The organism is Micromonospora sp. CNZ297, from assembly GCF_007827625.1.
In genome coordinates this window covers 86026-98521 of record NZ_VISU01000006.1, presented here as the reverse complement: position 1 = coordinate 98521, position 12496 = coordinate 86026, and the positions used below count along the sequence as shown (strand labels likewise).

Below are 12496 nucleotides of genomic sequence, written 5' to 3'. Positions count from 1 at the left end.
TACCCGAGGCGAATCCTCCCCAACCGCGTCAGAGGAACAGCACGCACATGGCGTACGCGGCGGGCGCGGCCAGCGCGAACCCGCCCAGCGGTCCCTGCATGTGCCGGGCCACCCACATCGTCGGCGGTTCACCGGCCATCAGGCGGCCCGCCTCGGCGTACCCCACCGCTAGGTCGGCCAGGACGGCGGTGGCCGCGCTGACCACCCCGACCAGGGCGGCGCTGGTCGGGGTGAAACCGACCAGGTAGCTGCCGAGCACGGCACTGGTGAGGGTGCCGATCATGGCGCCGGCGACCACGCCCGTCGCGCCACGCGGCACCTGCGGGGCGAGCCGTGGCCACGGCGCGACCGCGTCGGTGAGCCGGGCGACGAGCAGCGCCACCCCGGCGGCGGTGAGGCAGACAGTGATCGCCTGGGTGCCCTTGGGGATCCGGCTGAGCACGATGAGCGTGGCGAAGGCGACCACGCCCACGACGATCAGCAGAGTGCCGCCGAGCGAGTCGGTCACCCGGACCCGGTCCACCCGCCGCACGAGCTGCCCCAGCACGGCCAGCAGGAGCCCGGCTGCGGCGGCGTAGCCGAGCGGGGCCAGGCCGGCGATGTCCGACTGCACGGCGGCGACGTCGGCGATCACCGCCGTCGCGGCGCTGACGAGCGCGACGACGAGCAGTGCGGGCGGTCGCATGGCCATCGTCCAGGCCAGCACGAACAGGAGCTGGACGCCGAAGATGATCGCCGCGAACGGAAGCCGGTGCCCGGGGCCCGAGGTCTGCGCGCCGAGCACCAGGCCGACGCCGAGCAGCGCGGCGAAGCCGGCGACGGTGAGCGCCAGGGGGCGGCGGACCGGGACCGGAGGCACCTCCTCCTCGGGCTCCTCGTCGGATTCGTCGTCGGGACGCCGGCCGGGACCGCCCTTGCGCAACCGGCGCGGGCCCTTGCGCTCCGGCCGCTCGCCCTCCTCGTCGGCGGGGCCGGTACGCGGGGCGGGCGGGTAGCCACGGGCGGGGCCGGACGGCCCGGCGGACGGGTCGTCGGCCCACGGTTCACGACCGGTGTCGCGCGAGGTGGAGGGAAACACGCCCCGATCGTGCCAGACCCGGGCGGCTCGGCGGAGGTCCCGGTTTCGACGACGTTAAAACCTGCGCCGCGATCGAGGGCAGAAAGGGCAAACGGTAAATCGCGCGAAGGTGACGGCCGGTCCATCGGTTACGCTCAGGCCGTTACCCGCCCGTCGACGACGCCGGGACCCACGCAAGTTCACAGTGCCGCCCGCACCCGGGCGTGTCGCTGGTCGCGCGCGGCCGGAAGGCCGCCGGGACGGAGGTGATCGTGGAGCTCCTGCTGCTCGTGACCGCGCGGGCCGGTGAGCCGTCGGCGGTGTTGCCGGCACTCGACCTGCTGCCGCACTCGGTTCGCACCGCACCCCGCGACGTCCGCACGCTGGTCTCCGGCCCGACCCCGGACGCCGTCCTGGTGGACGCCCGCTCCGAGCTGAGCGAGGCGCGTGCCACCTGCCGGATGCTGCACGCCACCGGGCTCGGCGTACCGCTCGTCGCGGTCGTCACCGACGCCGGACTGATCGCGCTCAACGCGGACTGGGGCGTCGACGACGTGATCCTGGCCGGCGCCGGGCCGGCCGAGGTGGAGGCCCGGCTGCGGCTCGCGGTCGGCCGGCTCAGCAACGCCACCGCCGGCGCCGGCGGCTCGATCCGGGCCGGCGAGCTGAACATCGACCCGGACACGTACGCCGCCAAGCTGAAGGGCCGGCCGCTCGACCTCACGTACAAGGAGTTCGAGCTGTTGAAGTTCCTGGCCCAGCACCCGGGGCGGGTGTTCACCCGGGACCAGTTGCTGCGCGAGGTCTGGGGCTACGACTACTTCGGCGGCACCCGGACGGTGGACGTGCACGTGCGGCGGCTACGCGCCAAGCTCGGCTCGGAGTACGAGTCGATGATCGGAACCGTCCGCCAGGTGGGCTACAAGTTCGTCGTCCCGCCGTCGCGCTCGCTGCCGGAGCCGGAGCCCGCCCCGCTGCCGGTCTGACCGCCCACGCCCCACCCCGCTAGAGGGCACTTTTCTTATATGCCCTTTTTGCCCGATCAGTCAGCCATATCCTGGCTGCCGGAATTGTCGGGCTAAGGGGGCGACGGTGCGTGCGGTGACCACGGGGGCGACGAACGGCCGGTGCCGCTGATGCGGGGCTCTACGCTGCGCGCCGCCGGGCTCGTGACAGTCGTACTGGCCGGCCTGCTCGGATCCGCGTTCGCGCTGGGCCGCAGCCTGGTGCCCGACCCGCATCCGTCGGCCGCCGGAGTCGCCACCACGCTCAACGGGCCGCGCTACGGCGAGCAGCCACCCAGCACCGACTTCCCGGGCGGCACGGCCAGCCCCCGGCCGAGCCCCGACGCCGCGCCGGACGCCGCACCGGTCGAGCCCGGCGGCGACGGCCCGTACGGCGCCCTGGTCGCCACCGGCTCCTCCCAGGTCGCGCTCACCTTCGACGACGGCCCCGACCCCCGCTGGACACCGCAGGTACTCGCACTGCTGGCCCAGTACGGCGTACGGGCGACCTTCTGCGTCGTCGGCGAGAACGTCGAGGCCCACCCGGACCTGGTCCGGTCGATCGTGGCCGAGGGCCACACGCTGTGCAACCACTCCTGGAACCACGACGTCAACCTGGGCAAGCGAGCCCCGGCGACGATCCGGGCCGACCTGCTGCGCACGAACGACGCGATCCTGGCCGCCGCGCCCGACGCGCGGATCGCGTACTACCGCCAGCCCGGCGGGGCCTGGACGCCGTCCGTCATGTCGGCCTGCGCCGACCTGAGTCTCACCCCGCTGCACTGGAGTGTGGACCCGTCGGACTGGAAGGCGCCGGGCGCCACCACCATCGAGGCGATGGTCCGCTCGCAGATGGGGCCCGGCGCGATCGTGCTCATGCACGACGCGGGCGGGGACCGGTCCGGCACCGTCAGCGCGTTGCAGCAACTCCTGCCCGAACTGCTGGCCCGGTTCGAGCTGGAGGCGCTGCCCGTCGGCAGCCCGTGACGAGCGCCACCGATCGCCGTCGTCGTCCGACGGGAACCGCGGCCCGCCTGCCGCTACCGTGACTTAGATGAGCAGCACCGAGCCGACGAGTGGTGCCGGGGCCGACGGGATCGACCGGGCGGACCGGCTGACGCCGGACGAGGTCGCCGAGGTGCTGGCGCTGGCCCGCGCCGCCGGTGACGCCGACGGCGCCGACCCGCTCGACGAGCACGTGCTGCTGCGGCTGCGCGACCCCGAGGCACCCGCCGTGCACCTCACCGCCCGGACCACCGAGGGCACCCTCACCGGGTACGCGCACCTCGACACCACCGCCCCGGCCGAGGGAGTCGGCGTGGAGATGGTCGTGCACCCGGCGTACCGGCGGCGTGGCTCCGGCCGGGCGCTGGCCCGTGGCGTGGTGGCCGCCGCGTCCGGACCGCTGCGCGCCTGGGCGCACGGCGACCACCCGTCGGCCGCCGCACTGGCCGTCGACCTGGGCTTCTCCCGGGCGCGGGTGCTCTGGCAGATGCGCCGTCCGCTCACCGCCGAGCTGCCGGCACCGGTCGTACCGGAGGGCGTGACGCTGCGCGCGTTCCGCCCCGGCGAGGACGACGAGGCCTGGCTGGCGGTGAACAACGCCGCCTTCGCCCAGCACCCGGAGCAGGGCAAGTGGACGCTCGACGACCTGCGCGTCCGCATCGCCGAGCCGTGGTTCGACAGGGCCGGATTCCTGCTCGCCGTCGACTCCGCCACCGGGCGGCTGCTCGGCTTCCACTGGACCAAGGTGCACGAGCAGCAGGGCTCGGCCCGCATCGGCGAGGTCTACGTGCTCGGCGTCGACCCGTCCGCGCACCGGGGCGGGCTGGGCCGGGTGCTCACCGCCGCGGGCCTGACCCACCTGCGCGACGAGCGCGGGCTGGACCGGGTGATGCTCTACGTGGACGAGAGCAACACCGCCGCTGTGGCGCTCTACGAGCGGCTGGGCTTCGCGCACTGGTCCGCGCACGTCAACTACCAGCTCGGCTGAGCGCTCGCCGGCCCCGGAAATTCGCCACAAAGGCGATAGCGGGCTGCTAGTTCACGAAATGGACAACCCCTCCTCAGCGTACGGCCACCTCGTCGGCTGAACGTGTTCACCGCGCGTTCACTTACGTCCGGCGAACCGTCCACCTGGCCCTCCTACCTTTCGTGTCAGCCGGTCAGCGCCGGCCCCCGGCACTCCGGGCGACCTGACCAAAGACGTGAAGGGAAACCCCTCAAGTGAAGCTCCAGCGGCACGGCGCCATCGCCTGTCTCGCTCTTACCGCGGTTCTCGGTCTCAGCGCCTGCGGCTCGGACAACAACGAGCCGGCCGGTGCCTCCGCCTCCGGTTCCGCCGCCGCGGTGGACTGCGCGACGGGCACGCTGAACGCGCAGGGCTCCTCCGCCCAGAAGAACGCCATGGCCGAGTGGATCAAGGCTTACCAGCAGAAGTGCGCCGGCACCACGATCAACTACGAGCCGAGCGGCTCGGGCGCCGGCATCCAGGCCTTCATCGCCGGCACCGCCGACTTCGCCGGCTCGGACTCCGCCCTCAAGCCGGAAGAGCAGCCGCAGGCCGACGCCAAGTGCACCGGCGGCCAGGCGCTCAACCTGCCGATGGTCATCGGCCCGGTCGCCGTCGTCTACAACGTCAGTGGCGCGGACAACCTCCAGTTCAGCCCGGCCACCCTGGCGAAGATCTTCGCCGGCAAGGTGACCAAGTGGGACGACGCGGCGATCAAGGCCGACAACCCGGACGCCAAGCTGCCGTCGACCGCGATCCAGGCGGTGCACCGCTCGGACGAGTCGGGCACCACCGACAACTTCACCAAGTACCTCTCCAAGACCGCCGAGGCGGACTGGACGCTCGGCAACTCCAAGGCGTGGAAGGCCCCGGGCGGCGTCGGCGCGGCCAAGTCCGACGGTGTGGCCAGCAAGGTCAAGAGCACCGACGGCACCATCAGCTACGTCGAGTGGTCGTACGCCGAGAACTCCGACCTGAAGATGGCGAAGATCAAGAACGGCAACGGCGAGTTCGTCGAGCTGACCGGCGACTCGGCCGGCAAGACCATCGCGGGCGCCAAGTTCGAGGGTCAGGGCAACGACCTGAAGATGTCGATCGACTACAACACCAAGGAGGCCGGGGCGTACCCGATCGTCCTGGCGACCTACGAGATCGTCTGCAGCAAGGGCCTCGCCGCCGACAAGCTGCCGCTGGTCAAGGGCCTGCTCGGCCACGCCGCCAGCGCCGAGGGGCAGAAGGAGCTCGTCGAGCTGGGCTACGCGCCGCTGCCCGAGACCGTCCGCACCAAGGTCGAGGCCGCGGTCAAGAGCCTCTCCTGACGCTCTGACCGACACCTCCTCAACACGAAGCGAGCGAGCAGATGGGTGACACCCCTCACCGCTCGGCCCACGCCGGCACCGGCGGGAACCCCGTGACCACGAGTCACGAGCGACCCGCCGGTGCCTCGGCGCGTGTGGCCGAGCGCCCCGGTAACCCGGGCCGCCCCGACGGTGGCCTCGGCGGCGGCGGCGCCCTCCCTCGGGCCCGCGCCTTCGGCGCGGAACGGGCGTTCCGCGGCCTGACCCTGGCCGCCGGCACCACGGTCCTGGTGGTCATCGCGGCCATCGCGATCTTCCTGATCGCCAAGGCCGTCCCGGCGCTGCGGGCCAACACCGAGTCGTTCTGGACGTTCGAGGGCTGGTTCCCGAACGACGACCCGCCGCAGTTCGGCATCGGCGCGCTCGCCTTCGGCACGGTCCTGAGCTCGCTGCTGGCGCTGCTCATGGCGGTGCCGGTCGCGCTGGGCATCGCCCTGTACCTGTCGCACTACGCGCCCCGGCGGCTCGGCAACGCCCTGGGCTTCCTGATCGACCTGCTGGCCGCCGTGCCGAGCGTCGTGTTCGGCCTCTGGGGCCGGGACTACTTCGCCCAGCCGGTCGCCGACCTGTCCGCGTGGCTGAACAGGTACTTCGGCTGGATCCCGATCTTCGGCGACGGCCCGTACGGCAACTCGATCCTGCTCGGCTCGGTGGTGCTCGCCATCATGGTGCTGCCGATCGTCACCTCGCTGTCCCGCGAGGTGTTCCGGCAGACCCCGACCGCCAACGAGGAGGCCGCGCTCGCGCTCGGCGCCACCCGCTGGGAGATGATCCGCACCGCGGTCCTCCCGTACGGGCGGCCCGGCGTCATCGCCGCGGTGATGCTCGGCCTGGGCCGGGCGCTCGGCGAGACCATCGCGCTGGCGCTCACGCTCGGCTCCACGTACGCCATCTCGTTCAACATCCTGCAGAGCGGCGGCAACTCGATCGCCGCGAACATCGCCAACCGGTTCGCCGAGGCGAACGACACCGGCCGGGGCGCACTCATCGCCTCCGGCCTGGTGCTGTTCGCGATCACGCTGATCGTCAACATCACCGCGCGGGCGATCATCCACCGGCGGCGCGAGTTCACGGAGTCGGCCGCATGACCACTACCCTCACCCCCCGCCGCCCGCGCCCGCCGGCCCAGCCGGCCACGCTGCGGGCGAGGCGGCTTCCCGCGTACGCCGCTCCGGCCATCGCCGTCGCGGCACTGCTGCTCGCGGCGGCCCTGGTGTACGGCGCCGGCATCGGCGGCCCGGTCCTGGTCGTGGTGGTCGGCGCGCTGTTCTACCTGGCCGGTCTGTTCGCCGCGGCCAACGCGGTGGAGGGCCGCCGGTCGGCCCGCAACCGCACCTGGAGCGCGCTGATCCACTCCGCGTTCGTGCTGGCGGTGCTGCCGCTGGCCTCGGTGGTCTGGACGCTTGTCAGCAAGGGCTCCGAGCGGCTGGACGCCAACTTCTTCGGCACCTCGATGAACAACATCGGCTCGCGGGACGCCAACGGCGGCGCGTACCACGCGATCGTCGGCACGTTGCAGCAGGTAGGCATCGCCACCCTGATCACGGTGCCGCTCGGCGTGCTCTGCGCGATCTACATCGTCGAGTACGGCCGGGGCCGGTTCGCGTTCACCATCCGCTTCTTCGTGGACGTGATGACCGGCATCCCGTCGATCGTCACCGGCCTGTTCGTGCTGGCCTTCTGGGTGCTGGTCGTCTCGCCGTGGTTCAACGACGGCCGGCCGGGCTTCTCCGGCTTCGCCGCCGCGCTGGCGCTGAGCGTGCTGATGCTGCCCACAGTGGTCCGCTCCACCGAGGAGATGCTCCGGCTGGTGCCGGCGCCGTTGCGCGAGGGCGCGTACGCCCTGGGCGTACCGAAGTGGAAGACCATCCTGCGGGTCGTGCTGCCGACCGCGCTGCCCGGCATCGTCACCGGCATCATGCTCGCCATCGCGCGGGCCGCCGGTGAGACCGCCCCGGTGCTGCTCGTCGCCGGCGGCGGCGCGGCGATCAACTTCAACCCGTTCGAGAACAACCAGTCGTCGCTGGCCCTCTTCGTCTACCAGCAGGCAGGCGAGGCGTCGAAGTACTCGCCGGCACGGGCGTGGACCGCGGCGCTGACCCTGGTCGCCCTCGTCCTCGTCCTCACCGTCGCGGCGAAGTTGCTGGCCCGTCGTAACCGGCTCGGCCGATGAACCCTGGAGGTACCGCCACCATGGCCAAGCGCATCGAAGCCACGAACGTGACCGCCTACTACGGCGGGTTCAAGGCGATCGAGAACATCAACCTGACCGTCGAGCCGAAGACCGTCACCGCCCTGATCGGGCCGTCCGGCTGCGGCAAGTCCACGTTCCTGCGGTCGATCAACCGGATGCACGAGGTGCTGCCCGGCGCCCGGGTCGAGGGCAGCCTCACCATCGACGACCAGGACATCTACGACCGCGACGTGGACGTCACGGCGGTCCGCCGGATGATCGGCATGGTCTTCCAGCGGCCGAACCCGTTCCCCACCATGAGCATCTTCGAGAACGTGGTGGCGGGCCTGCGGCTCAACGGCGTGCGGCGTAAGTCGATCCTGGAGGAGGCGGCCGAGCGGGCGCTCCGCTCGGCGAACCTGTGGGACGAGGTGAAGGACCGCCTCGCCAAGCCCGGCGCGGGCCTGTCCGGCGGTCAGCAGCAGCGGCTCTGCATCGCCCGCACCATCGCTGTCGAGCCGCAGGTGGTGCTGATGGACGAGCCCTGCTCGGCGCTGGACCCGATCTCCACGCTGGCCATCGAGGACCTGATGTTCCAGCTCAAGGACAAGTTCACCATCATCATCGTCACGCACAACATGCAGCAGGCCGCGCGGGTGTCGGACCGAACCGCCTTCTTCTCGATCGAGAAGACCGGCGACCCGGGGCGCCTGATCGAGTACGACAACACCCAGAAGATCTTCAGCAACCCGAGCCAGAAGAAGACCGAGGACTACATCACCGGCCGCTTCGGCTGAGGTGTAAGGAGGGGCCCCTGTTAACGCCTCCGGTAGAGGAAGGGGCCCCTCTTAACACCGCCGGCCGAGGTCAGCTCAGGCGGAAGCGGGGCTCGGCACCGTCCAGGCCGTCGATGTGGGGCAGGATCGGCGTACCCGGCTCTCGCTCTGCCGCAGCGCGGGCCACGCCGGCGAGGTCGCCCGCGGCGGCGACCTCGGCGAGCGTGACCATTGTGGGCGGCAGCATGGTCAGCTCGCCGGCCTCGGTCCGGGCCAGGGCGTCCGCCGGGCGCAGCCACAGCGTGTGGTCGGCCTCGCCGGAGACGTCCCGGGTCCGCTGCCCCTCGGGCAGCAGGGCCACGAAGAAGTACGTGTCGAAGCGGCGCGGCTCGAACTCCGGGGTGATCCACCGGCTCCACGGCAGCAGCAGGTCGGACCGGAGCGTCAGGCCCCGACCGGCCAGCAGGTCCGCGAAGCCGACCCGCCGTCCCTCCAGATCCTGCCGGGCCGTCTCCCAGTCGTCTCCGCTCACGTCGCCGACCACGGTGTCCGGGTCCGGCCCGGCGAGCAGCACGCCCGCCTCCTCGAAGACCTCGCGGGCGGCGGCGCACACCACTGCCTGCGCGGCGGCCGGGTCGAGCCGGAGGCGCTCACCCCACGCCGCCGGGTCCGGGCCGGCCCAGCCGAGGTGCGCCTCCGAGTCGGAGCGGTCCACCCCGCCGCCGGGGAAGGCGTACATGCCGCCGAACGTCATCGCCGCCACCCGGCGGATCATGTAGACCTCGAAGCCGTCGCCGGCCGGGCGGAGCAGCAGCACGGTGGCGGCGACCCGGGGTACGGCTGGTACGGCGCCCTCGGCCTGGAACCGGCGGGCGTGCTCCACCAGGGCGGGGGGTGCGGCGAAGCCGTCGATCGTCATGCGCCGAGCCTAGTTCGCGACGGGCGGCCCGGCCCGGCGGCGGCCGGGCGGAGACGCACGCCGCCTCACCCACACTCCCCGACCGCGCCGTCTGGTCACGATGCGTAGTTTTCGGCCCCGGAGCAACAGACACCCCTCTGCCGCCTTTGCTCTGCAGCCAGATCCGCATCGGCAACCGTCCGTGATCGGTGCGCATGAGGCTGCAGAGCAAAGTCGGCGAGAGGTAGTCAGTCCAGCTCGCGCCAGCGCCGACTTATGTCCGGTTGATCGCTTTTCGGTGCCTAGCTTCGACGAGGAGGAGGGCGGCAGCCGTCACTCTGCGCAGTCTTCACGCTACGTGTTCACCGCGAAGCGGCACGACGTCAAGCTGTTCAACGTCATGGTCCACGTGCTGACCGAGACCAGCCGACGCTGACGGTGCGTCGGGCGATGATCGAACGGGCCGCCCGGGCCGCCGCCGACACCCACGGCACCGCCTGACGTCCCGACGGGTGGATCACCCTGCCGGCCCCGGAGCGGGAAGGGATAGCGTGCCCGGCATGACGCGTTGGGGAATCCTGGCCACCGGAAACATCGCCGCCCGCTTCGCCGAGGATCTGCGGCTGGTGCCGGACGCCGAGCTGGTCGCGGTCGGCTCGCGTACCCGGGAGAGCGCCGAACTGTTCGCGCGCCGGCACGACGTGCCGCGGGCGTACGCCTCGTGGGCGGAACTGGCCGCGGACCCGGACCTGGACGCGATCTACGTGGCAACGCCGCACGCCGCGCACCACGAGGCGGCGCTCGCCTGCCTGGCCGGCGGCAAGGCCGTGCTGGTGGAGAAGCCGTGCACGCTGGACCTGCCGACCACCACCGAGCTGGTGGAGACGGCCCGCGCCCGAGGGCTGTTCCTCATGGAGGCCATGTGGATGCGGACGAACCCGCTGATCCTGCGGGTGCTGGAGCTGATCCGGGACGGCGCGATCGGTGAGGTGACGCACGTACGGGCGGACTTCGGCGTGGCCGGCCCGTTCCCGCCGGAGCACCGGATGCGGGCCCGCACGCTCGGCGGCGGCGCGCTGCTGGACCTCGGCGTCTACCCGCTGAGCCTGGCCCACCTGGTGCTCGGCGTGCCGCAGCACGTGCAGGCGTGGGCCAAGCTGACCCCGGAGGCGGTGGACGAGAACACCGGCATGGTGCTCGGCTGGGACTCCGGCGCGGTGGCGACGCTCAGCTGCGGCATGGTCGGCGCGACCGAGATCTCCGCGTCGATCACCGGTACGACCGGCCGGATCGACCTGCCCGAGCTGTTCTTCCGGCCCGCGCACGTGGTGCTGCACCGGGCCGGCGCCGAGCCGGAGACGATCCCGGCGGACCTGACCGGCGGCGGTTACCAGTACGAGGCGATCGAGGTGCAGCGCTGCCTGGCGGCCGGGCTGACCGAGAGCCCGCTGGTCCCGCACTCCGCCACGCTCGAGGTGATGGGCCTGATCGACGACATCAAGGCCCGGATCGGCGTCTCCTACGCGTGAGGGGTCCCCCGCCACGGCGGGGAACCCCTCGGCGTCAGGTCACTCAGAACAAGGGCCGGACCAGCAGGTACGCGAGGCAGGCGATCGCGGCGGCGGCCGGGAACGTGATAATCCAGGCGATCACGATGTTGCCGGCCACGTTCCAGCGCACCGCGGAGAGCCGTTTCGTCGCGCCCACACCCATGATCGCCGAGGTGATCGTGTGCGTGGTGGAGATCGGGGCCTTCAGCACCAGCGCGTTGAAGTAGAGCACCGCGCTGGCCACGGTCTCGGCTGCGAAGCCCTCGGCCGGGCCGAGGTCGATGATCTTCCGGCCGAGCGTCCGGATGATCCGCCAGCCGCCCGCGTACGTGCCGGCGGCCAGCATCGCGGCGGAGGTCCAGAAGACCCAGCCCGGGATGTGCGTCTTGCTCTCCTGGAAACCGCCGGTGTAGAGCGCGAGCACGATGATGCCCATGGTCTTGGCGGCGTCCTGCATGCCGTGGCCGACCGACATGGCGGCGGCGGACGCGGTCTGCGCCCACCGGAAGCCACGGCTGAGCTTGCCGGGCTGGCCCTTCCGGAACAGCCACATGATCGCCAGCATCATCAGGAAGCCGAGGATCAGGCCGACCACCGGCGAGAGCACCATCGGGATGAGGACCTTCTCGATGATGGTGCCCCACTGGACGATGCCGTCGGCGGCGAACAGGGTGGCGCCGACCAGGCCGCCGAAGAGGGCGTGCGAGGACGAGGACGGCAGGCCGAAGTACCAGGTGATCAGGTTCCAGATGATCGCGCCGAGTACGCCGGCGAAGACCACGCCGAGGCTCTCCACCCCGGTCGGCAACGTCACCAGCCCGTCGCCGACCGTCTTGGCCACCCCGGCGCCGAAGTGCGCGCCGACGAAGTTGCCGACGGCGGCCAGCGCGAGCGCGATCCGGGGGGTCAGCGCCCGGGTCGAGATACTGGTGGCGATCGCGTTGGCCGCGTCATGGAAGCCGTTCGTGTAGTCGAACGCCATGGCGACCGCGATCACCGCCAGCACGGCGATGAGTTCGGGTGTCACTGGATCAGGACTCCTTGACCGCGATGGTCTCGACGGTGTTGGCGACGTGCTCGAAGGCGTCGCAGGCGGCCTCCAGCTCGTCGGCCACCTCCTTCATCTTCAGCACCGTGAGCGCGTCGTACTCACCGGAGAAGAGGCGGACCAGCAGCATCCGGTACGCCTGGTCGCCGTCGTTCTCGAGCCGGTTGCACTCGATCCAGTAGTCCTCGAGATCCTTCATCGACTTCAGCCGGGGCATCGCCTCGGCGGTGAGCTTGGCCTGCAGGTCGAGCACGTTGACCAGCTCGTGCAGCTCGCGCGGGAGCGACGGGAGCTTGGTCAGGCCGTACAGGTAGAGCAGGTTGCCGACCGCCTCCAGGTGGTCCATCACGTCGTCGAGCAGCGAGCCCAGCCGGTAGATGTCCTCCCGGTCGAACGGCGTGATGAACGTGGAGTTGATCTTCTTGTACAGCTCGTGCGTGATCTGGTCGCTGTCGTGCTCGATGTCGGTCAGCCGCTCGCTGATCGACTGCACGTCGGCACCGGGCAGACCCAGCTCGTTGAGCAGTTCGGTCCCCTTCACCAGGTTCTGCGCGGCCCTGGTGAAGAGCTCGTAGAAGGCGCCCTCGGTGGGACGGAAGGAAAACTTCACAGCACGGACCT

At 71.5% G+C, this 12496-nt stretch carries 13 protein-coding genes; 9 read left to right on the top strand and 4 right to left on the bottom strand.

What is annotated here, in order from left to right; all coding sequences use genetic code 11:
• Positions 1-28: 28 nt before the first annotated feature.
• Positions 29-1078 carry a hypothetical protein gene (locus tag FB454_RS13440; RefSeq protein WP_013288822.1) on the bottom strand — a complete coding sequence of 350 codons (1050 nt, stop codon included), beginning with the start codon at positions 1076-1078 and terminating at the stop codon, positions 29-31.
• Between the two features lie 245 nt (positions 1079-1323).
• Here FB454_RS13440 and FB454_RS13435 point away from each other — a divergent pair, with 245 nt between their 5' ends.
• From FB454_RS13435 to pstB, 7 genes are all read left to right on the top strand, one after another.
• Positions 1324-2043, top strand: coding sequence for a winged helix-turn-helix transcriptional regulator (locus FB454_RS13435; protein ID WP_186461596.1), 720 nt, complete (start codon positions 1324-1326; stop codon positions 2041-2043).
• A gap of 150 nt (positions 2044-2193) precedes the next feature.
• Complete coding sequence (locus tag FB454_RS13430) at positions 2194-3048, top strand: polysaccharide deacetylase family protein (RefSeq protein ID WP_013288824.1); 855 nt, start codon at positions 2194-2196, stop codon at positions 3046-3048.
• Between the two features lie 67 nt (positions 3049-3115).
• Positions 3116-4054, top strand: coding sequence for a mycothiol synthase (mshD, locus tag FB454_RS13425; RefSeq protein WP_030272143.1), 939 nt, complete (start codon positions 3116-3118; stop codon positions 4052-4054).
• A 233-nt stretch (positions 4055-4287) separates the two neighbouring features.
• Entirely contained in the window at positions 4288-5391 is a 1104-nt protein-coding gene (gene pstS / locus FB454_RS13420) for a phosphate ABC transporter substrate-binding protein PstS (protein WP_013288826.1), read from the top strand.
• A 41-nt stretch (positions 5392-5432) separates the two neighbouring features.
• Positions 5433-6518, top strand: coding sequence for a phosphate ABC transporter permease subunit PstC (gene pstC / locus FB454_RS13415; protein WP_013288827.1), 1086 nt, complete (start codon positions 5433-5435; stop codon positions 6516-6518).
• Positions 6515-7603: a phosphate ABC transporter permease PstA gene (gene pstA, locus FB454_RS13410; RefSeq protein WP_013288828.1), complete on the top strand. Its 1089-nt coding sequence runs from the start codon at positions 6515-6517 to the stop codon at positions 7601-7603. Before pstC ends, pstA begins: the two co-directional genes overlap by 4 nt.
• Positions 7604-7623: 20 nt before the next feature.
• Positions 7624-8400, top strand: a complete 777-nt coding sequence (gene pstB, locus FB454_RS13405; RefSeq protein ID WP_013288829.1) for a phosphate ABC transporter ATP-binding protein PstB — start codon at positions 7624-7626, stop codon at positions 8398-8400.
• A 70-nt stretch (positions 8401-8470) separates the two neighbouring features.
• On the opposite strand, the gene FB454_RS13400 is transcribed toward pstB, so the two are convergent.
• Positions 8471-9298 carry an NUDIX hydrolase gene (locus tag FB454_RS13400; protein WP_013288830.1) on the bottom strand — a complete coding sequence of 276 codons (828 nt, stop codon included), beginning with the start codon at positions 9296-9298 and terminating at the stop codon, positions 8471-8473.
• Between the two features lie 277 nt (positions 9299-9575).
• On the opposite strand from FB454_RS13400, the gene FB454_RS35360 reads away from it, so the two are divergent.
• Entirely contained in the window at positions 9576-9713 is a 138-nt protein-coding gene (locus FB454_RS35360; RefSeq protein ID WP_232236700.1) for a hypothetical protein, read from the top strand.
• Positions 9714-9837: 124 nt separating this feature from the next.
• On the top strand, positions 9838-10806 hold the full coding sequence (locus tag FB454_RS13390; RefSeq protein WP_013475100.1) for a Gfo/Idh/MocA family protein: 969 nt from the start codon (positions 9838-9840) through the stop codon (positions 10804-10806).
• A 43-nt stretch (positions 10807-10849) separates the two neighbouring features.
• Here the strand turns inward: FB454_RS13390 and FB454_RS13385 are convergent, their stop codons facing one another.
• Positions 10850-11854, bottom strand: coding sequence for an inorganic phosphate transporter (locus tag FB454_RS13385; protein ID WP_013288833.1), 1005 nt, complete (start codon positions 11852-11854; stop codon positions 10850-10852).
• Between the two features lie 4 nt (positions 11855-11858).
• Positions 11859-12485 (bottom strand): DUF47 domain-containing protein, encoded by a 627-nt coding sequence (locus FB454_RS13380; protein ID WP_013288834.1) that lies wholly within the window; start codon positions 12483-12485, stop codon positions 11859-11861.
• Between the last annotated feature and the right edge of the window lie 11 nt (positions 12486-12496).